Origin of the sequence: Kitasatospora phosalacinea, assembly GCF_000716545.1 — a bacterium.
Lineage (GTDB): Bacteria > Actinomycetota > Actinomycetes > Streptomycetales > Streptomycetaceae > Kitasatospora > Kitasatospora phosalacinea.
In genome coordinates this window covers 139048-157854 of record NZ_JNWZ01000001.1, presented here as the reverse complement: position 1 = coordinate 157854, position 18807 = coordinate 139048, and the positions used below count along the sequence as shown (strand labels likewise).

Sequence of the window (18807 nt, the reverse complement as noted above, 5' to 3'; positions counted from 1 at the left end):
TCATCCCGCCACAGGAGCCACCGTGCTGTCGCGCAGCACCACCTCGGCGAATGCTTCGGCCTGCTGTGCCTCCGGACTGCTCTCGCGCAGGGCGAGGCGGACGGCCGACTCGCCCATCCCGGTCAGCGGCAGCCTGACGGTGCTCAGCGCCGGGGCCAGGTCGGTGGCCAGTGGGATGTCGTCGAAGCCGGCGACGGAGACCTCACCGGGGACGGAGACGCCCCGGGCATGGAGTTCGGCGAGGGCTCCGGCGGCGCAGATGTCGGAGAGGGCGATCACCGCGGTGGGGAGGGCGGCGCCGCCGTCCCGGGTGGCGTCCAGGATGCGCGCCGTCGCCGCCCGCCCGCCCTCGCGGGTGAACTCCGCGCGCTGGAGCATCCCTTCGGGAAGTGCCAGACCGCTTCCGCTCAGGGTCTCCAGGACGCCGTCCAGCCGGTCGTCAGCCACCCGCAGCCGCCGCGGCCCGGTGATCACCGCGAAGCGGCGGTGTCCCAGGTGGAGCAGGGCGCGGGCCAGTGAGGCGGCGCCCTCCCGGTTGTGGACGTGCACGGTGTCGTACAGCGGGCCGTGGTCGCTGATCGCCACCACCCGTCCGCCCTGCGCCCGGTATGCCGTCAGCGCCTCGTCCAGCCGCTGGACCGCGGCGACGTCGGTGTACGCCGATCCGGCGAGCACGATCGCCCGCGCCCGGTGCGCGTGCAGCATCCGGATCGCCTCCAGCTCCCGCCGGGGGTCGCCGTCCGTGCTGGTGACCAGCGTCAGCAGCCCGGCCCGCGCGGCGGCGTCCCCCACGCCCCGGGCGATGCCGCCGAAGTACGGGTCGGCGACGTCGTGCAGCAGCACCCCGATCGTCGTGCCGGAGGAACGGGCCAGCGCCTGGGCGGGCGCGTTGGCGAGGTAGCCCAGCGCCTCGGCACTGGCCCGGACCCTCGCCGACAGCTCCTCCGTCACCGAGCGGGCCGAGCCGTTCAGGACTCGCGAGGCGGTGGCGAGCGAGACGCCGGCGTGCCGCGCCACGTCCCCGAGAGTGACTGCCACCGGCGCTCCTCGCTTCCTCGCTCCGGCCCTCGACGGCCGGAGATCAGGTTATCTCCTGCCGGTACCACCTTGACCGGGGTGTCCCGGCCCCCTAGCCTCAGCCCTGGAAAGCGCTTTCCAGAACCTTCGAGGGCCACCTTGGAAAGCGCTTTCCGCAAGACTTTCGACAGCTACCCGTACGTCCTCCCAGCCCAGTCCACAGGCTTCCTGGAGAACGCTTTCCGGCTGCTGGCCGACCCGAAAGGCGTCTCGCGGCCGCAGCGGGCCGCCTCGTCACCCCTGACCGACCGTCACCGTCCAGACAAGGAAATCCTCATGTCCCGCAGGACCATCGGCATCGTCATGAACGGCGTCACCGGCCGGATGGGCTACCGCCAGCACCTGGTGCGCTCGATCCTGGCCATCCGCGAGCAGGGCGGCCTGCCGCTCGGCGACGGCGAGGTGCTGTGGCCCGAACCGATCCTGGTCGGGCGTAGCGCCGCCAAGCTGGAGGAGCTGGCAGCCCGGCACGGGCTGGAGCACTGGACCACCTCGTTGGACGAGGCGCTGGCCCACCCGCTGGCGGAGATCTACTTCGACGCCCAGGTCACCCAGGCCCGGGAGCCGGCGATCAAGGCGGCGATCGCCGCCGGCAAGCACGTCTACACCGAGAAGCCGACCGCCGAGTCGCTGGACGCCGCACTGGAGTTGGCGCGGCTGGCGCAGGAGGCCGGGGTGTGCAACGGCGCGGTGCAGGACAAGCTGTTCCTGCCGGGCCTGCTGAAGCTCAAGCGGCTGGTGGACAGCGGGTTCTTCGGCCGCGTCCTGTCGGTGCGCGGCGAGTTCGGCTACTGGGTGTTCGAGGGCGACTGGCAGAGCGCGCAGCGCCCGTCGTGGAACTACCGGGCCGAGGACGGCGGCGGCATGATCCTCGACATGTTCCCGCACTGGCGGTACGTGCTGGACCACGTGATCGCCCCGGTCCGCTCGGTGTACGCGCACACCGCCACCCACATCCCGCAGCGGGTCGACGAGCAGGGCCGGCCGTACGCGGCGACGGCGGACGACGCCGCGTACGGCGTCTTCGAGCTGGAGGGGGGCATCGTCGCGCAGGTCAACTCCTCCTGGGCGGTGCGCGTGGACCGCGACGAGCTGGTGGAGTTCCAGGTGGACGGCACCGAGGGCAGCGCCGTCGCCGGACTGCGCAACTGCCGCTTCCAGCACCGCGCCGCCACGCCCAAGCCGGTGTGGAACCCGGACCTGCCGGTCACCGAGCCCTTCCGCGCGCAGTGGCAGCAGGTGCCGGACAACGACGAGTTCGACAACGGTTTCAAGGCGCAGTGGGAGCTGTTCCTCAAGCACGTGGTGACCGGTGCGCCGTACCACTGGGACCTGCTGGAGGGTGCGAAGGGCGTGCAGCTGGCCGAGCTGGGCCTGCGCTCCGCCCGCGAGGGCCGCCGCCTCGCCGTGCCCGGACTCAGCCTCTGACCTGCGCACACCAGCGCGCCGCCCCTCCCGTCCCCCTCCCCCGGTCCCGCCCGTGCGGGACCGCCCGACCAACGAGGTCTGACACCATGACGCATCTCGATCTACCCGGTACCGGCCGGTACCGCCTGCGCGATCCGCAGCCGCTGGACGGTGTTCCGCCGGGGCCGGCCGCCTCCCGGGTGGCGTTCGCCGCCGCCCACGTGGTGGCCGATCCGCTGGGCGGCAACGCCCCGGGCGCACCGGCCGCCGTGGACTGGGAGGCCACGCTCGCGTTCCGCCACCGGCTGTGGTCGCTGGGCCTGGGAGTGGCCGACGCGATGGACACCGCGCAGCGCGGGATGGGTCTGGACTGGGCGGCGACCCGGGAGCTGATCCGCCGCTCGGGCGCGGCGGCCCGCTCGGTCGGCGGGCGGCTGGCCTGCGGCGCGGGCACCGACCAGCTGTCCGGCTCCGACCTCTCGTTGAAGGCGGTGCTGGCCGCGTACGAGGAGCAGTTGGCGGTGGTGGAGGAGGCCGGTGCGCAGCCGATCCTGATGGCGAGCCGGGCGCTGGCGGCGTCGGCGCGCGGGCCGGAGGACTACCTGGAGGTGTACGGGCGGCTGGTGGAGCAGGCGGAGCGGCCGGTGATCCTGCACTGGTTGGGCGAGATGTTCGACCCGGCGCTGTCCGGCTACTGGGGTGCGGGCGATCTCGACGCGGCGGCGGCGACGGTGCTGGAGCTGATCCGCAGCCACCCGGGGCGGATCGACGGCATCAAGGTGTCGCTGTTGGACGCGGACCGGGAGGTCGCGCTGCGGCGCGAACTGCCGCCCGGGGTTCGGATGTACACGGGCGACGACTTCCACTACCCGGACTTGGTCAAGGGGGACGAACTCGGGTTCAGCCACGCGTTGCTGGGCGTCTTCGACCCGATCGCGCAGGTCGCCGCAGCCGCGCTGCACGCACTGGACGCCGGTGACGTGGCGCGCTACGACGCGCTGTTCGCGCCGACGGTGCCGCTGGCGCGGCACCTGTTCGCGACGCCCACGTTCCACTACAAGACGGGCATCGTGTTCCTGGCCTGGCTGTGCGGGCATCAGGAGCACTTCACGATGGTCGCGGGCGCGCAGAGCGGGCGGTCGGTGAGCCACCTGGTGGAGCTGTTCCGACTCGCGGACGCCGCCGGGGTGTTGGGCGATCCGGAGCTGGCCGCGGGCCGGATGCGGGAGTTCCTGGCGCTGGCGGGGGTGCGGGCGTGAACGCGGAGCGGGGAGTGAAGGCGGCCGAGGGCTGCGAGCGGCTGTCGCTGAACCAGATCACCACCAAGGGGTGGACGCTGGAGGAGGCGGTGCGCGGCTGCGTGGCGGCCGGGATCCCGGCGATCGGCCTGTGGCGGGACAAGGTCGCCGAGATCGGCGTCGCCCGTGCGGCCCGGCTGTGCCGCAACGCCGGGCTGGCCGTGAGCAGCCTGTGCCGGGGCGGGTTCCTGACGGCGGGCGACGAGACGGCGCGGCGTGCGGCGTTCGCGGACAACCTGGCCGCGATCGAGGGGGCCGCCGAACTCGGCACCGACACGCTGGTCCTGGTGGTGGGCGGCCTGCCGCCCGGCAGCAGGGACCTGGTGGGCGCGCGGCGCCAGGTCGCCGACCTGATCGGTGAACTCGCGCCGCATGCCGGCGATTTCGGCGTCCGGCTGGCGATCGAGCCGCTGCACCCGATGTTCTGCGCGGACCGCGCGGTGGTCTCCACGCTCGGCCAGGCACTCGACCTGGCCGAGGCGCACCCGGCGGACCGGGTCGGTGTCGTCGTGGACAGCTACCACGTGTGGTGGGACCCGGAGTTGGAGCGCCAGGTGGCGCGGGCCGGGGCTGGTGGACGGATCGCCGCGTACCAGGTGTGCGACTGGACGCTGCCGCTGCCGGCGGACGCGCTGTTGGGCCGCGGGCACGTCGGTGACGGCCACATCGACTTCGGGTGGCTGACCGACCGGGTGACGGAGGCCGGGTACACCGGTTGGATCGAGGTCGAGCTGTTCAACGAGCCGGTGTGGAACACCCCCGGCGCGCAGACCCTGGCGACGTTGAAGGAACGCCACCGGGCGCACGTCGCCAGGTGCTGAACGGCGGTCGCGTCCCCGTCGGCCCGTTGGCGGGGACGCGACGCAGCCGCGGGCGAAGGCGGGGCGTGGGAGTGGCGGGATCGAGTGCGATGGAGGCGGGTCGATGCGGGTCGTGGTGGCGCCGGATTCGTTCAAGGGGACGATCGACGCGGCGGAAGCCGCCGACGCGCTGGCCGCCGGGTGGCGTTCGGTGCGCGGGTCGGACGAGGTGCGGTGCGTGCCGATGGCGGACGGGGGCGAGGGCACGCTCGCCGCGGTCGTCTCGGCGGGCGAAGGTGTTCGGCTGGTGGACGTGCCGGGCGTGAGCGGGCCGGACGGGCGGCCGGTGCGGGGGCGGTACGCCCTGCTGCCGGACGGGACGGCGGTGGTGGAACTCGCGGTGGCGAGCGGACTGCCCCTGCTGAACGGCGGGTTGCGTCCGATGACGGCCACCACCCGTGGCACCGGGGAGATCATCGCGGCCGCCCTGGGCGCAGGTGCCCGGAGGCTGGTCATCGGCCTCGGCGGATCGGCGTCCACCGACGGCGGCTACGGGTTGCTGGCGGTCCTCGGCGCGTGCCTGCGGGCCAGCTCGGGCCGACGCCTCGACGACCGCCCGACGGACCTCGACCGTGCCCTGAGCGCGGCGCGGACCTTCGACCGCTCCTGCCTGCACGCGGCGCCGGCCGGCGGGGTCGTCCTGCTCACCGATGTGACCAACCCCTTGCTGGGCGAGGACGGTGCCGCGGCCGTGTACGGCCCGCAGAAGGGTGCCGACGAGCGGAAAGTCGCCCTGCTGGAGCGGAGGTTGACGCGGCTGGCCGAGTTGCTGGGCGGCGACCCGTCCGTTCCCGGCGCGGGCGCGGCCGGTGGCACCGGTTACGGCCTGGTCGCCGGCTGGGGCGCGGTGGTCGAACCCGGGGCGGCGGCGGTGGCCCGGTTGCTGGGCCTGCCCGCGATGGTGGCCTCCGCCGACCTGGTGATCACCGGAGAGGGCCGCTTCGACGGGACCAGCCTGCGGGGGAAGGCGGTCGGCGAGGTGGTCCGCCTCGCCGGGGAGGCCGGTGTCCGGTCGGCGGTGGTGGCCGGTGTGGCGGACGCCCCGGAGGTACTGACGCTCTCCGCCCTGGCCGGTTCCCCGGCCGAGGCCTGTCGGGAACCCGCCCACTGGCTGCACCGGGCCGGGGCCGTCCTGGCTGGCCGGCACGACGCGTCGGTCGGCCGCTGACGGGGCGGAGGGGAGCGCACGGGGCGGGCAGGCCGCTTGCTCCGCTTTGACGGCCGTCATTGGTGCCGGTGCCGACCGGAGGAGGTCGCCGGCCGGTCCGGGGGTTCCTTTCCCCCTGAACGGCCACGTGCCCGGCGATGGCAAAGGCCCGGGCGCGGCATCTGTCGCCACGGCTGCGGCAGGCAGTCGCCACCCCGCCCGGGCGGGCGGCGCTACCGTCCCGGCAGGCCCACGGCCGTCCCGCGCGCCCGACCGCCGTTCAGCAGCATCGGGGCCCTGGGTCGAGGCGGGGACGTTCGTGGAGGTCTTCACGCTCTGCGAGTCGACGAGGCAGGCCGACGGCTCCGGATCACGGCCCTCGGCGGCCCGGAGCAAGCGCCGCAGGAGTCCGTTGAGCTGTGGAACGCTCCGTCGCGCTGCCACTTGGCGAAGTAGGCGTAGACCGTCTCCCAGGGCGGGTGGTCGTGCGGGAGGTGGCGCGCGGTGCGCTCCTGGCGCCAGGTGGCCAGGGTCGGCTCGACCAGCGCCCAGCGGGCGTCGGACAGGTCGCTCGGGTATCCGCGCCGTTCGGGCGTGATTCGGGAGTACCCGCCCAGGCCAGGCGCGCTCACCGGCGCCCGAAGCACGCGGCACACAACCGGCGCCTTGGGATGAAACAGGAGGATGACGGACAAGACCACGGCCTTGGCGTCTCTCCAGCATCGCCAGACTCTTGAGTATCAGCGGCCCCGTCCAATCCGAGGCGCAAAACACCCGAAAATCCACCAGAAGCGATGCAAACACCCTCTAAGCGGGCAAAACCCCAAGGCGCCGATGCGGCCCATTGCGCCGACACCGGCCGGCGCAAGAGCTCGCGCAGATCGGCGGGTGGGGCACCCGGGCGGTGAGGCGAGCCAGGTGTCCCCGATCATGGAGTTGCGGCGCTCTGTGATCACTGGGGAGACCTGTGCCCGTTCTTCCGGCAAGCCGACCGACCCGCGGATCAATTCGCGGCGCTGCTGCCCGAGCGTCCCGCGGTCGATCCGGCCCAGCCGCTGGTGAGCGCCGTGGGGTTAGCGGCCGATCTTGTCGAGCTCGGCGAGATCGTCGTCGGACAGCGGGAGTCCCGCGCCGGCGGCGTTCTCGCGCAGGTGTGCCACCGACGAGGTGCCGGGGATCAGCAGGATGTTCGGCGACCGCTGCAGGAGCCAGGCCAGGGCGACCGACATGGGCGTCGCGTCCAACCGGGTGGCTACGGCCGTGAGTGCCGAGGACTGCAGCGGGCTGAAGCCGCCGAGGGGGAAGAAGGGCACGTAGGCGATGCCCTGCTCTGCGAGCTCGTCGATCAGGTCGTCGTCGTGGCGGTGGGCGAGGTTGTACATGTTCTGCACGCACACGATCGGCGCGATCGAGCGTGCCTCGGCGACCTGTTCCGCCGTCGCGTTGCTCACGCCGAGGTGCCGGACGAGGCCCTGCCGCTGGAGGTCGACGAGCGCCCCGAACGCCTCCGCGAGCGAACCGGGCACGGGGCCCTGGGCGTCGCCGAGCCGGAGGTTGACCACGTCCAGCGTGTCGAGGCCGAGGTTCTCCAGGTTCTCGGCGACGGCCCGGCGCAGCTCTTCAGGCTTGCGTGCCGGGGGCCAGCCTCCCTCCTCGTCGCGGGTCGCCCCGACCTTGGTCACGATGTGCAGCGAGTCGGAGTACGGGTGCAGCGCCTCACGGATCAGCTGGTTGGTGATGTGCGGCCCGTAGGCGTCGGCGGTGTCGATGTGGGTGATGCCGAGGCCGACGGCCTCGCGGAGAACGGCGAGTGCGCCCTCGCGGTCGGCAGGCGGACCCATGACCCAGGGGCCGGCGAGCTGCATGGCGCCGTAGCCGAACCGGGTGACGGTCAGGTCGCCCAGGGTCCAGGTGCCGCCGGGAAGCGAGACGGAGGGGGTGCCCATGGTGTGCCTTTCGTGTTAAGCCAGGGAGTGGTGCCTGACGGCGCCTTGCACCACTATTGGTGCGTAGCTCCTTGTCGGGAAGCAGGCACTTCGAAGTGCGTAAGGCACCTACGGATGAGAGGAACGGTCCATGGCGACGATGACGGCAGCCCAGCAAAGGGCACAGGCCAAGGTGGAGTACGACGCCTTCGTGGCGGCCTGCCCCAGCCGCAAGCTGCTCGACCGGATCTCCAACAAATGGGTCACGCTGATCCTGGCCGCGCTCGGCAGCGACAGCGCGCATCGGCCCGGCGCCGACTGCGCCGGCGGGCCCCGGGTGATGCGCTACTCGGAGTTGCAGCGCCTGCTGGCCGGCGTCAGCCAGAAGATGCTCACCCAGACGCTGCGCTCCCTGGAGCGCGACGGCCTGGTGTCCCGCACTGTGGTGCCGACCGTGCCGGTCACGGTCTCCTACGAGCTGACCGATCTCGGCCTGTCGCTGTACGAGATGATGCGGGGCATCAAGGCCTGGGCCGAGACGCACATGGACGATGTGCTTGCCAACCGCGAGACCTACGACACCCGCGTCGCCTGAACTGAACCACACCAGGGTTGCTCATCAGCGCCGAACGGTCTGCGGGCAAGAGGCCGGGCAGATGGACGGGGCTCAAGGGCGTCGCCTGGGGCGGTCGTCCCAGCGGTGGGTGGTCCGGGCTCGGCGGATCAGGCTACGGACGGTGATGATCGTGTCCGCGAGGTCGAAGAAGGCGCTGGCGACGGTCGCACGGCGCTCGTAGCAGCGGGCAAGGCGGTGAAAGGCGTTCTGCCAGGCGCGGGTGCGCTCGACGTGCCACCGCTGGCCGGCCTGGATCGGCGCCTTCTCGCCCTTGTGCGCGGTGCGGCCGTGCGGGTTGCGGGCAGCGAGTTCGGTGCGGGTCTTGTCCGAGTCGTAGCCGGCGTCCAGGTGCACGGTGATGTCGTCGGGCAGCGGTCCCAGGTGCTCCAGCGAGTCCAGGGCCGCGCCGAGGGCGACAGGTCCGTCACCACCCCGAAGCACTTCGCCCGCCTCCTGCTGCTCACCCGCCCCGAGAACCTCTGAGACACGGACACCGCGCTCCTGCGAGAACTCACCCGGACCTGCCCCGAGACAACCGAACTCGCGATTCTCACAAGCGAGTTCGCCCGCGCCGCCGTCGATGCCGCCTCGTCCTCCCCCTACAGCAACGGCCGCACCGAAGACGTCAACACCTGGACCTAGCGGATCATGAAACAGCGTCACCACCGATTGGCGGACCACGGTCACCAGGGGCGGTTCACTCCTCAGTGGGGCCGAGGTCTGGTGCCGTGCGCAGGTCCGCGGTGCGTTGGAAGGGTGCGGCGTGCAGCTCCAACACGGTGAGCTCGTTCACTCCCCGGCGTAGGACCGGCCCTGGGACGTAGAGCGAGCGTTGCGGACCCCGGGACCAGTAACGGCCGAGGTGGAACCCGTTGATCCAGGCCGTGCCTTTGGCCCAGCCCGGCAGATACAGGAAGGTGTCGGCGGTTTCATCGAGACGGAAGGTACCGCGGTGGAAGGCCGGACCGGCCGGTGGGCCCACGGTAGGGGTGAAGTCGAGCCCGTCCAGGGCGGTGAGCGGCAGTGGGGTATTGGCCCAGCCTGTGTGGATGGTGCCGTTGACCCGGACCGGTCCGGTGAGGCCCTTGCGGTCGTTCAGGCCGGCTCCGTAGTTGACTCGCCCCTGGTTCTCGACCAGGACGTCGAGAACACTGCTCGGGCTCGACACGGAGAGGGCGAGCGCGTGCTCGTGGTTCTCGCGTTCGACAACGCCGACCGGGTTCCCGTCGAGGAAGATTTGGGCGCGGTCGTGGACACCTTCGAGTTCGAGCAGCACAGGGCCGGGAGCGGGCAGGGTGGTGCGGTAATGCACCAGACCGAAATCCTGGCCCAGTTCCTCCATCGTCAGGGGTTGCGCGGCGATGACAGCGGTACCGAGGGCGGGTAGCTGGGTGAGTAGCGGCGCGGTGTGGGTGAGGCGGATGCCGGAACGGGTGAGTTTCGGGGTGGGCCCGGGCAGTGGTTCGTCGGGGACGGGCGCGTGTCGGGCGATAACGGTGCGCAGGGCGCGGTATTTGGCGGTCGGATCGCCTGCCTCGTCGAGGGGCGAGTCGTAGTCGTAGGAAGTGACGGTGGGCCGATAGGTGTGCTTGCCGTTGGCACCGTTGGTAAAGCCGTAGTTGGTACCGCCGTGAAACATGTAGAGGTTGACGGAGGCTCCGGCGGCGAGCAGGTCGTCCAGCTCCCTGGCGGTGTCCTCGGAGTCGCGCACGACGTGGCGGCCGCCCCAGCGGTCGAACCAGCCGATCCAGAACTCGGTGCACATCAGGGGTCCAGTGGGCTGGTGGGCACGCAGCACGGCCAGGCCCTGGCGCGCGCGGCTGCCGAGGTTGACGGTGGCCAGGGCGCCGGGCAGGGCACCACGAGCGAGGTCAGCAGGCTGGTCGCAGGTGAACAGCGGGATGTCAATGCCGCCGGAACGCAGCAGGTGAGCGAGGTGGGCGAGGTGGGCGGTGTCGTCGCCGTAGGCACCGTACTCGTTCTCCACCTGGACGGCGATGACGGGACCGCCGCGAGTGGCGAGGCTGCCGAGCAGAGGGGGGAGCAGTCGGGCGAAGTAGGACTCGACGGCGTGCAGGTAGCGGGGGTCCTGGCTGCGTAGGCGGACGTCAGGGTCCGCGAGCAGCCAGGACGGCAGGCCGCCGCCGTCCCATTCGGCGCAGATGTAGGGGCCGGGGCGGAGCAGGACGTGCAGTCCCTCGTTGGCGGCGAGTGCGAGGAAAGCGGGCAGGTCGAGTTCGGCGTCGAGCCGAAAGGTGTCGGGGCGGGGCTGGTGGAGGTTCCAGGGGACGTACGTCTCCACCGTGTTGAGGCCCATGAGGCGGGCCTTGCGCAGGCGGTCAGCCCAGTGCTCGGGGTGGATGCGGAAGTAGTGGAGTCCGCCGGAGATAATCCGGAACGGTTGGCCGTCGAGGGTGAAGGTGTCGTCCTCGGTCTGCAGGACGGGCATAGTGCGGTGCTCCGTGGCTGGTGGACGGTCGGGCCGGCGGGCGGGTGCCCATCGCGGTCGGCGGCCGTTGGCGGGTGTACCGGAACAGGTCCACACCCGCACTACGGGCCGGGGCACCGGCCCGTGGTGCGGGCCGGCACGGGCGAGCCGCCGTCCTGACCCGGCGGGGTCAGGACGGCGGCTCCGGTCAGGACGCCGGGAGGATCCGCCACTGCTGGGCGGTGCTCTTGCTGTACGCCCACTGGCCCAGGTCGGCGCCGTTGGTGGTGCGTCCCATGCCGTCGAGGTACATCCCGGTGGCGCGGTTCTTGATCAGGACGGTGTTGCCGTAAGTGGTGACGGACCACTGCTGGCCGGTGCTGCCGGTGTCGGCGTACTGCCTCACCTGCGATCCGTTGGTGGTGAGACCCGCGCTGTCGAGGTAGAGGCCGGTCTTCCCGTTCTTGAGTCGCACGTAGGCGCCGTAGTTCTCCACGATCCACTGCTGGTTGGCGCTGCCGCTGGGCTTCCACTGCCCGGTGGCGGAGCCGCTGGCGGTGCGGCCCATGCCGTCCACGTCGAGGCCGGTGTCGACGTTGCGCAGTTGGGTCGTCGTGCTGCCCGCGGTGCCGGTCCCCCAGGCGTACTGCAGCCTGGCCAGCCCGGAGGGGTTGACCACGGACAGGGTGATCGCCGAGCCCTCGCCGGTACGGGTGGTGAGGCTGTACCAGTCGCCGTCGCGCAGACCGGGCCAGTACACGCTGCCGACGCCGAGGGCGCGCAGCTTGCTGCTGACGCCGCGGAGGTAGTCGGCCCAGAAGGAGCCGCTGGGAACGCTGTAGTCGACGGAGTCGTAGGAGACGCCGTTCTTGCTCCCGGGGCCCATCGGCCCGCCCCACTCGGTGGCGATGGTGCGGTCGGCGTAGTTGCCGATGAGCGAGGCGATGCCGTTGGCCCACTCGTTCTCGCTCTCGTACGGATCACCGACGAAGAACGTGTAGTAGTGGACGGCGAGGAGGGTGCCGTCCAGCCTGGTGTCGCCGCCGACGGCGGCGACGTTGGTGGCGAGGCCGGCGCCGTCCAGGATGACGCGGTCGCGGGGAACGGCCGGGTAGCGGTTCAGCCAGTCGTGGTAGAGGTTGTTCAGGTCGGTGGTGCTGTAGCCGTAGGGCTCGTTGATGACCTCGAAGTAGACGTCGGGGTCGGCTCCGTAGGTCTCGACGACGGTGTCCCACATCTGGTAGAACGCGGTGGTGCCGGCCGGCTTCCCGCCGCTGTAGGCCCAGTAGGACAGGATCACCTTGCCCTTGCCGAGCGCGCCGTCGATGGCGCCGCTGTAGGGGCCCCACCAGGTGTTGACGGTCGGCTCGTTGACGGGCATGCGGACGGTGTTCGAGCCGGTGAGGCCGTGGAGTTGCCCCACCACCCGCTCGGCGACGACGGCGGCCGTGGCGTGGGTGTCCGAGGAGGTCAGGCCGGAGGGGTACAGCACGCCGTTGACGAAGTTGTCGCGCTTGTCGGCCCAGTTGACGCCCCGGAAGCCGCTGGTGGAGGTGCCGGCGTGGGCACTGTGCGAGCCGACGGCGAGAAGTCCGGACGCGGCCAGGAACAGGGCCATCAGCAGGCGGAGCAGGACGAGGTGGGGCGCCGCATGGAGGGTACGGCTCGGTCTGGTCACGGGTGTTCCCTTCTGGTGGGTGATGCCGGCCCGTCGTCCGGGGCCGGTGGCGTGGGGGGTGCCGGCGCGTGCGGCCCGTGCGCGGGCATGCCGGGGTAGGGGCGTGGCGGCGAGAACGGCCGGCGTGGGACGGAGAGGTGGCGACGGGGTGTCAGGTGGGGTGGTCGCGGGTCCGCGCGCGGTGCACCGCGGCTTCCATCGGGCGGGAGTTGCGCCAGATGACGAACAGCGCGCACCCGGGGGCGACGGCCAGGCCGTAGAGGGGGACCTGGCTGACCACGACCAGGCAGACCGCGGCGAGCAGCAGGTTGACGGCGGCCGGGGCCGGGCGCAGCAGCAGCCCGTAGGCGGCCGCCAGCAGGGTGGTCCGGGCGCGTCGGTCGGAGGGGTCGGCGGCGAACGCCGTCGCGGTGAGGCCGGTGCCGGCGGCGACCAGGACCAGGACGGCGTGCAGCGGCAGCAGCGCCGGGGCGAGGCCGCTGCGGTGGCGCAGGAAGACGGCGTCCGCCGTGCAGACTGCGGCGAGCACGACCAGGGGTGTCCACAGGGCGAGGCCGCGCCGGGCCAGTCGGCGGTAGGCGCGGAAGAATTCGCGCATCCGGGGCCGGTCCTCGTCGTCGGCGAGGCGCAGGTAGCCGAAGGCCGCCGTCAGGGACGGGCCGGCGGCTGCGACCAGGACGGTGAAGAGGACCGGGTGCTGCCAGGGGCGTCGCTCGATCTGCAGCGCCAGCAGGAGCGGCAGGTTGGTGAGGGCGAGCCCGGCGTTGACCACCAGGACGCGGTGGACGTGGTCCCACAGCGCCGTCCAGGAGCTGTGGCTGGTGTTGAGCCGGATGCCCCGACCCCGGACGTGCTCGCTCATCGCCGCCGCCTCACTTCATGCCCGAGGTCGCGACGCCGCGCACGAAGTACCGCTGGCCCAGCAGGAAGATCACCAGGATGGGCACGACCGAGATCACCGATCCGGCCATGATCATGGCGTACTGGGCGTCGTACATGCCGACGAACGACTTCAGTCCGATCTGGATGGTCCACAGGTCGTTCGAGGTGAGGTAGATGAACGGGCCCATGTAGTCGTTCCAGGTGTTGACGAAGGTCAGCAGGGCGAGGCCGGCCAGGGCCGGCTTCGACAGCGGCAGCACGACCCGAGCCCAGATACCGTATTCGGTCAGTCCGTCGAGGCGGGCGGCCTCGCCGAGTTCGTCGGGGATGGTGAGGTAGTACTGGCGCATCAGGAAGACGCCGAACGCGCCGAATGCCTGGAGCAGGACGAGCGAGGTGCGGGTGTCCACCAGGCCCAGCTTCTGCATCAGGATGTACTGCGGGACCATGTACGCCTGCCAGGGCACCGCGATGGTGGCGATGTAGCCGAGGAACAGGGCGTCGCGGCCCGGGAACTTGACCTTGGCGAAGCCGTAGGCGGCGAAGCTGCCGGTCAGGACCTGCAGCAGGGTGATCACCACGCTGAGGAACAGCGAGTTGCCGACGTAGGTGAGCAGGGGGATCTGGGACCAGATGTCAGTGAAGTTGTTCCAGTGGAAGCCGTCCGGGATCCAACGGACGGGCACGGAGAAGACGTCCTGGTCGGTCTTCAGTGACGCGGACAGCATCCAGACGAACGGCAGCAGGATCGCAGCGGCGAGCGTGACGAGCGCCAGGTAGAGCAGGACCCGGCCCGCGGCGTGTCGGGCGGCCCGGTTCCTGCGGGCCCGTGTGGATATGGTGTCGGGCTGTGGGAGTGGACGGTGCACGGCACGGTCCTCCTGGAGCAGGGTCGGGTTCATCGCTCACTCCTGCGCTGCGCCTGGAACTGGATCGCCGTGATCACCATGCAGATCAGGAAGAGCGCCAGGGAGATCGCCGAGGCGTAGCCGAAGCGGCCCCGGGTGATGCCTTCGCGGAAGATCAGCTGGGAGAGCACGAGGGTGGAGCGGCCGGGGCCGCCCTCGGTCATGATCTGGACCAGGTCGAAGACCTTGAAGCTGGAGATGGTCAGCATCACCACGACGAAGAAGGTGGTGGGCCGCAGCGCGGGCACGGTGATGTGCCAGAAGCGCTGCCAGGGTCCGGCTCCGTCGACCCGGGCGGCCTCGTAGAGCTCGGCCGGAACAGCCTGCAGGCCAGCCAGGTAGAGGACCATGTAGTAGCCCATGTCGCGCCACACGCTGGCGATGACCAGCGCGGGCATCGCCCAGTCGGTGGAGGAGGTCCAGCGGGGCGGGTTCGCCACCCCGAAGCCGTGCAGGAGCTGGTTGATCGGACCGACGTCGGGGCTGAAGAGCATGTTCCACACCACGGCCACCGCGACCAGCGAGGTGACGTAGGGGAAGAAGAACGCGGTACGCAGGATGCCCGCGCCGCGCAGCTTCTGGTTGAGCAGGACGGCCAGGCCGAGCGAGGCGGCCAGGGTGAGTGGGATGTGTCCCGCCGCGTACCAGCAGGTGTTGGCGAGTGCGGTGTGGAAGTTGTCGTCCTGCCACAGCCGGCGGAAGTTGGCGAGGCCGACCCAGTTGGGCGGGGAGTAGGAGTTCCAGTCGGTGAAGGAGACCAGGAGGGCGCCGAGCAGCGGGACCAGGGTGAAGGCGGCGAAACCGAGGAAGTTGGGGAGGACGAAGCTCCAGCCGACGAGGACGCCCCGCCGCTTGCGCCGCCGGGCGGCGACGGAAGCGGCGGCATCGGCCCGGTGTGCCGAGGAGACGGTGCCGGTGGTCACTTGACCTCGTTCGTGACGCGCTTGTTCATCTCCTGGATGCCCTGGTCGACGGACTTCTGACCCGACATCACCAGTTGGTGCTCCTCGGTGAGGATCTGGTCGACGTCGGAGGACCTCTCGCTGACGGGCATCTCCAGGACCACCGTGTCGGGCTGCATGGCCTTGCGGGAGAGTTCGTCGTTCGGCATGCCGGGGACGCTGAAGAACGCCTTCATGATGGTGCTGTCGCTGTAGGAGGGGACGATGCCGATCTTGGCTATGGCGGCGGCGCCCTCGGGTCCGGAGGCCCACTGGACGAACTGCTTGGCCGCGTCGGCGTGTCGGGCCTTCTTGTTGATGGCGAAGGCGGTGGGCGAGCCGAAAGTGGTGGTCTTCCCGCCGTCGGTGGTCTGCGGGACGGGTGCCATGCCCCAGTCCACGTCGTTGGTGCCCTTGGCCTTCTCCGCGAGGAGGGCGGCCGCCCACCAGGTGCCCATCGGGACGGTGGCGGCCTTGTGGGTGGTCAGCTGCGAGTCGTAGGTGACCTTCTGGCTGGTCGCCGTGGAGTAGGGCAGGGCCGCACCGGACTTCTGCAGGTCGAGGGCGAGCTCGTACTGCTTCTTGAAGAACCCGTAGTCGCCACCCAGCAGGTTCCCGTCGGTCTGCGCGGCGGCCAGCGCCTGCTCCACGGAGCGCCAGGTGTGCAGGTAGGTTCCGTAGACCTTGTTCGCGCCGTCGCCGCTGGTGAGCTGCTTGGCCAGCGAGGAGAAGCCTGACCAGGTGAGGTGGGACAGGTCTGCGTTGCCGGTCATCGCCTTGTTGTAGAACAGCACCCAGAAGTCGTTGCGGTACGGGAGCGCGTAGTACTCACCGTTGATGTCGTACGCGGTGAGGTTCTTGTAGGAGGGCCTGTCGAGCTGGGCGACGTAGTCGGTGAGCGGGGCCAACTGTCCCCGGCTGGCGTAGCGGGAGTAGTCGATGACGTTCTTCATGGTGAGGACGTCGGTGGTGTCGCCGCCGGCCAGCATGGTGGTGAGCTTGTCGGGGTACTTGTCGGCGAGGATGTCGACCGGCTCGACCTGGATGTCGGGGTGGGTGGCTTCGAAGCCGTCGATCAGGGCCTTGAACTCCGGGGTGCTGGCGTAGTTCCACACCGCGATCTTGATGGTGGTCTTTCCGTCGGTGGAGGCGCCGGAGCCGGCGCTGCTGCACCCGGCCACGGACAGCAGTGCCACGGCAGCGGCCAGCAAGGACGTGGTTCTACCGGGGTTCCTGGTCACGGTACGGCTCCTTGGGGGTGGGGTTTTCTGCGAGCGGTGGGGGGTGGGGGCCGGTCAGGCGATGCGGTCGAGCGCCCAGTGCGCGGCGGTGATTTCGGCGTGGAGTGGTTGGTCGGCGGTCCAGCGGGCGAGCTCGTCCAGGGCGTGGTCGGTGAGACGGCCGATCTCGGTCCCCAGGGAGCCGGCAATGTGCGGCGTGATCATCACATGGGTCTGGTTGCGCAGGGGCGAGGCGGCCGGCAGCGGCTCGGGATCGACGACGTCGAGGATCGCGAACAAGCGTCCGGCCGCGCATTCGGCAGCCAGCGCGTCCTGGTCGACCAGGCTGCCGCGGGCGGTGTTGATGACGGTGGCGTAGTCGGGCAGGGCGCTCAGCTGCGCCGCTCCGATCAGGTGGCGCGTCTCCTCCAGTGCCGGAGCGTGCAGGGACAGGACGTCAACCTGGGGCAGCAGCTCGTCCAGGGTCACCAGGGTGGCGCCACTGCGGGCGACCTCCGCCGGGTCGGCGTAGGGGTCGGCCACGAGGACCCGGGTGCCGTCCAGGATCCGCAGCAGGTCGACGACGCGGCGGCCGATCCGGGAGAATCCGACGACGCCGACGGTCCGTTCGAAGTTGGACAGGTCGCCGTAGCCGATCACCGTGCCCCACCCCTCGTAGGCCCGCTGGTCGTCGGACGCGAGGAACGGCGCCTTCTTGCCGGCGAAGATGGTGGCGGCCAGCGTGTACTCGGCGACCGGGATGGCGTTGGCGTCGGCCGCGCTGGTGATGCGGATGCGGCGGCGCCACACTCCGTCGCTGACCAGCCCGCGGACACTGCCGGCGCAGTGGAAGACGGCTCGCAGGCGGGGTGCGTGCGCGAGGCGCTCCTCGGTGAGCGCCGGCGCGCCCCAGGAGGTCAGGAGGACCTCGGTGTCCCGGAGCCGGGCCCGGGTCTCGGGCTGGTCGAGTTCGTCGGTCCACACCGGGAAGTGGATGTCGGCCAGGTCGGCCAGGCGCTTCATCCGCTTTGCGTCGAAGTGGGCGTCGAAGCTCCGGCGGTCCATCACGACCATCGCGCGGGGCCTGCTTGGCATGAGCGGGTTCCTTCCTCCAGCATGTCACCGCCCAGGAATCCGGAGCGTTACCTGCCGAACACGTTGGAACAGGAATAGTGGTGTATGGAGCCACCGCACCAGCTCTGGAACACAAGCATTCGCAATCATCCGGATTCGATACCGAGTGGAGTCGCCGTCATGACGGAGCGCAGACAGTTCGCCGCCCAGCGCCAGGAGCGGGTCATGGACGAACTGCGCCGCCACGGCGCGGTCCGGGTGCGCGAGTTGGCGCAGCTCCTGGGCGTGAGCGAACTGACCGTGCGTCGGGACCTGGCCGCCCTCGCCGCGCGCGCACTGCTCACCCAGGTGCACGGCGGGGCGGTCCTGCCGGTCGAGAACGGGGCGGTGCCCGCCAGGCGGCAGCGCCCCGTCCCGGCGGGCACCCCGTACGTGATCGGCATGGTGGTGCCCTCGCTGGACTACTACTGGCCCCAGGTCGTCGGCGGCGCGAGAACGGCGGCGGCGGCGCTCGGGGTGCAGCTGCAACTGCGCGGTTCGAGCTACGACGTGGACGAAGACCGCCGGCAGATCACCCGGCTGGTGGCCGCGCAGCAGGTCCAGGGACTGCTGCTGGCGCCGAACCTGGACGGCGAGGGCGTGGAGGAGATGATCGACTGGATCGGGAAGCTCCCCGTCCCGGTCGTCCTGGTGGAGCGTCAGACACCCCACTGGACGCCCACCCCGCAGCAGTTGGAGTGGGTGCGCAGCGACCACGCGCTCGGCCTGGAGATGGCCCTGCGGCACCTGCACGAGCACGGGCACCGCCGGATCGGCCTGGTCCTGTCCAAGGGCAGCCCGACCTCGGCCCATCTGGCCCACGGCTGGGAGCGGACCTGCGCGGACCTGGGGCTGCCGGACGACTTCGTGGTCCGCGACAACGTCACGCTCGAACAGCCGGGCCACCGGGAGAGCATCGAGCGGCTGCTCGGGGGCGCCCGCGAGCGGGGCGTCACCGCGCTGATCGTGCACAGCGACCCGTCCGCCATCGCCATCGCCCAGTACTTCGCCGAGGTGGGGGTGTCCGTGCCGGACGACGTCGCCCTGGTCTCCTACGACGACGAGGTGGCGCACCTCGCGCACCCCGCCATCACCGCGGTGCGGCCGCCCAAGGCCCGGGTGGGCCGGGAGGCGGTCGAGATGCTGGTGGCCAGGATCGTGGAGGGCCGGCGGCGCCCGCCCCGCCGGGTGCTGATCCTCCCGGAGCTGTTCATCCGCGGCTCCTCGGTCAAGCAGCCGGAGCACCGGGGAGCGGCGACTCCGTCCCTCGAACTCCCGTGAACGATTGTGAACTCTTCTGTTCTTTT

The 18807-nt window shown here is 71.1% G+C and carries 15 protein-coding genes and 2 pseudogenes; 6 read left to right on the top strand and 11 right to left on the bottom strand.

The window, feature by feature from the left end; translation table 11 throughout:
• Positions 1-1038: a LacI family DNA-binding transcriptional regulator gene (locus OO48_RS00750; protein WP_033211710.1), complete on the bottom strand. Its 1038-nt coding sequence runs from the start codon at positions 1036-1038 to the stop codon at positions 1-3.
• Positions 1039-1353: 315 nt separating this feature from the next.
• Here OO48_RS00750 and OO48_RS00745 point away from each other — a divergent pair, with 315 nt between their 5' ends.
• From OO48_RS00745 to OO48_RS00730, 4 genes are all read left to right on the top strand, one after another.
• Entirely contained in the window at positions 1354-2505 is a 1152-nt protein-coding gene (locus OO48_RS00745; RefSeq protein WP_033211709.1) for a Gfo/Idh/MocA family protein, read from the top strand.
• 86 nt (positions 2506-2591) lie between these two features.
• Positions 2592-3743 (top strand): dihydrodipicolinate synthase family protein, encoded by a 1152-nt coding sequence (locus OO48_RS00740; RefSeq protein WP_033211707.1) that lies wholly within the window; start codon positions 2592-2594, stop codon positions 3741-3743.
• The gene (locus tag OO48_RS00735) at positions 3740-4603 is read left to right on the top strand and encodes a sugar phosphate isomerase/epimerase family protein (RefSeq protein ID WP_245194465.1); all 864 of its coding nucleotides are present in this window, start codon (positions 3740-3742) and stop codon (positions 4601-4603) included. The genes OO48_RS00740 and OO48_RS00735 overlap by 4 nt, the downstream gene beginning before the upstream one ends.
• A 103-nt stretch (positions 4604-4706) precedes the next feature.
• Positions 4707-5810 carry a glycerate kinase gene (locus tag OO48_RS00730; protein WP_033211703.1) on the top strand — a complete coding sequence of 368 codons (1104 nt, stop codon included), beginning with the start codon at positions 4707-4709 and terminating at the stop codon, positions 5808-5810.
• A gap of 240 nt (positions 5811-6050) precedes the next feature.
• Here OO48_RS00730 and OO48_RS39460 read toward each other — a convergent pair.
• Together OO48_RS39460 and OO48_RS00720 are read right to left on the bottom strand one after the other, a co-directional pair.
• A pseudogene (locus tag OO48_RS39460) lies at positions 6051-6388 on the bottom strand (transposase); the annotation flags it as partial.
• Between the two features lie 474 nt (positions 6389-6862).
• Positions 6863-7735, bottom strand: coding sequence for an aldo/keto reductase family oxidoreductase (locus OO48_RS00720; protein ID WP_033211701.1), 873 nt, complete (start codon positions 7733-7735; stop codon positions 6863-6865).
• A gap of 130 nt (positions 7736-7865) precedes the next feature.
• Between OO48_RS00720 and OO48_RS00715 the strand changes: the two genes are divergently transcribed.
• Complete coding sequence (locus tag OO48_RS00715; protein WP_033211696.1) at positions 7866-8309, top strand: winged helix-turn-helix transcriptional regulator; 444 nt, start codon at positions 7866-7868, stop codon at positions 8307-8309.
• Positions 8310-8381: 72 nt separating this feature from the next.
• Here OO48_RS00715 and OO48_RS00710 read toward each other — a convergent pair.
• The 8 genes and pseudogenes from OO48_RS00710 to OO48_RS00675 form a co-directional block, all read right to left on the bottom strand.
• A pseudogene (locus tag OO48_RS00710) lies at positions 8382-8777 on the bottom strand (transposase); the annotation flags it as partial.
• Between the two features lie 250 nt (positions 8778-9027).
• Positions 9028-10779, bottom strand: a complete 1752-nt coding sequence (locus OO48_RS00705; protein WP_033211695.1) for a glycoside hydrolase family 35 protein — start codon at positions 10777-10779, stop codon at positions 9028-9030.
• 187 nt (positions 10780-10966) lie between these two features.
• Positions 10967-12436 carry an RICIN domain-containing protein gene (locus tag OO48_RS00700; protein ID WP_245194463.1) on the bottom strand — a complete coding sequence of 490 codons (1470 nt, stop codon included), beginning with the start codon at positions 12434-12436 and terminating at the stop codon, positions 10967-10969.
• Between the two features lie 151 nt (positions 12437-12587).
• The gene (locus OO48_RS00695) at positions 12588-13298 is read right to left on the bottom strand and encodes a YesL family protein (RefSeq protein WP_051731564.1); all 711 of its coding nucleotides are present in this window, start codon (positions 13296-13298) and stop codon (positions 12588-12590) included.
• Between the two features lie 10 nt (positions 13299-13308).
• Positions 13309-14220: a carbohydrate ABC transporter permease gene (locus tag OO48_RS00690; RefSeq protein ID WP_033211693.1), complete on the bottom strand. Its 912-nt coding sequence runs from the start codon at positions 14218-14220 to the stop codon at positions 13309-13311.
• On the bottom strand, positions 14217-15149 hold the full coding sequence (locus OO48_RS00685) for a carbohydrate ABC transporter permease (protein WP_033211691.1): 933 nt from the start codon (positions 15147-15149) through the stop codon (positions 14217-14219). Before OO48_RS00685 ends, OO48_RS00690 begins: the two co-directional genes overlap by 4 nt.
• Positions 15146-16378 (bottom strand): ABC transporter substrate-binding protein, encoded by a 1233-nt coding sequence (locus OO48_RS00680; protein WP_033211689.1) that lies wholly within the window; start codon positions 16376-16378, stop codon positions 15146-15148. Before OO48_RS00680 ends, OO48_RS00685 begins: the two co-directional genes overlap by 4 nt.
• A gap of 84 nt (positions 16379-16462) precedes the next feature.
• Positions 16463-17482, bottom strand: a complete 1020-nt coding sequence (locus tag OO48_RS00675) for a hydroxyacid dehydrogenase (RefSeq protein ID WP_033211688.1) — start codon at positions 17480-17482, stop codon at positions 16463-16465.
• 159 nt (positions 17483-17641) lie between these two features.
• Here OO48_RS00675 and OO48_RS00670 point away from each other — a divergent pair, with 159 nt between their 5' ends.
• Positions 17642-18781 carry a substrate-binding domain-containing protein gene (locus tag OO48_RS00670; RefSeq protein WP_033211687.1) on the top strand — a complete coding sequence of 380 codons (1140 nt, stop codon included), beginning with the start codon at positions 17642-17644 and terminating at the stop codon, positions 18779-18781.
• Positions 18782-18807: the final 26 nt, after the last annotated feature.

Coding starts and splice junctions, on each gene's coding strand:
- OO48_RS00745 (WP_033211709.1), top strand. CDS start 1,354: ATGTCCCGCAGGACCATCGGCATCGTCATGAACGGCGTCACCGGCCGG.
- OO48_RS00740 (WP_033211707.1), top strand. CDS start 2,592: ATGACGCATCTCGATCTACCCGGTACCGGCCGGTACCGCCTGCGCGAT.
- OO48_RS00730 (WP_033211703.1), top strand. CDS start 4,707: ATGCGGGTCGTGGTGGCGCCGGATTCGTTCAAGGGGACGATCGACGCG.
- OO48_RS00720 (WP_033211701.1), bottom strand. CDS start 7,735: ATGGGCACCCCCTCCGTCTCGCTTCCCGGCGGCACCTGGACCCTGGGC.
- OO48_RS00715 (WP_033211696.1), top strand. CDS start 7,866: ATGGCGACGATGACGGCAGCCCAGCAAAGGGCACAGGCCAAGGTGGAG.
- OO48_RS00705 (WP_033211695.1), bottom strand. CDS start 10,779: ATGCCCGTCCTGCAGACCGAGGACGACACCTTCACCCTCGACGGCCAA.
- OO48_RS00695 (WP_051731564.1), bottom strand. CDS start 13,298: ATGAGCGAGCACGTCCGGGGTCGGGGCATCCGGCTCAACACCAGCCAC.
- OO48_RS00690 (WP_033211693.1), bottom strand. CDS start 14,220: ATGAACCCGACCCTGCTCCAGGAGGACCGTGCCGTGCACCGTCCACTC.
- OO48_RS00675 (WP_033211688.1), bottom strand. CDS start 17,482: ATGCCAAGCAGGCCCCGCGCGATGGTCGTGATGGACCGCCGGAGCTTC.
- OO48_RS00670 (WP_033211687.1), top strand. CDS start 17,642: ATGACGGAGCGCAGACAGTTCGCCGCCCAGCGCCAGGAGCGGGTCATG.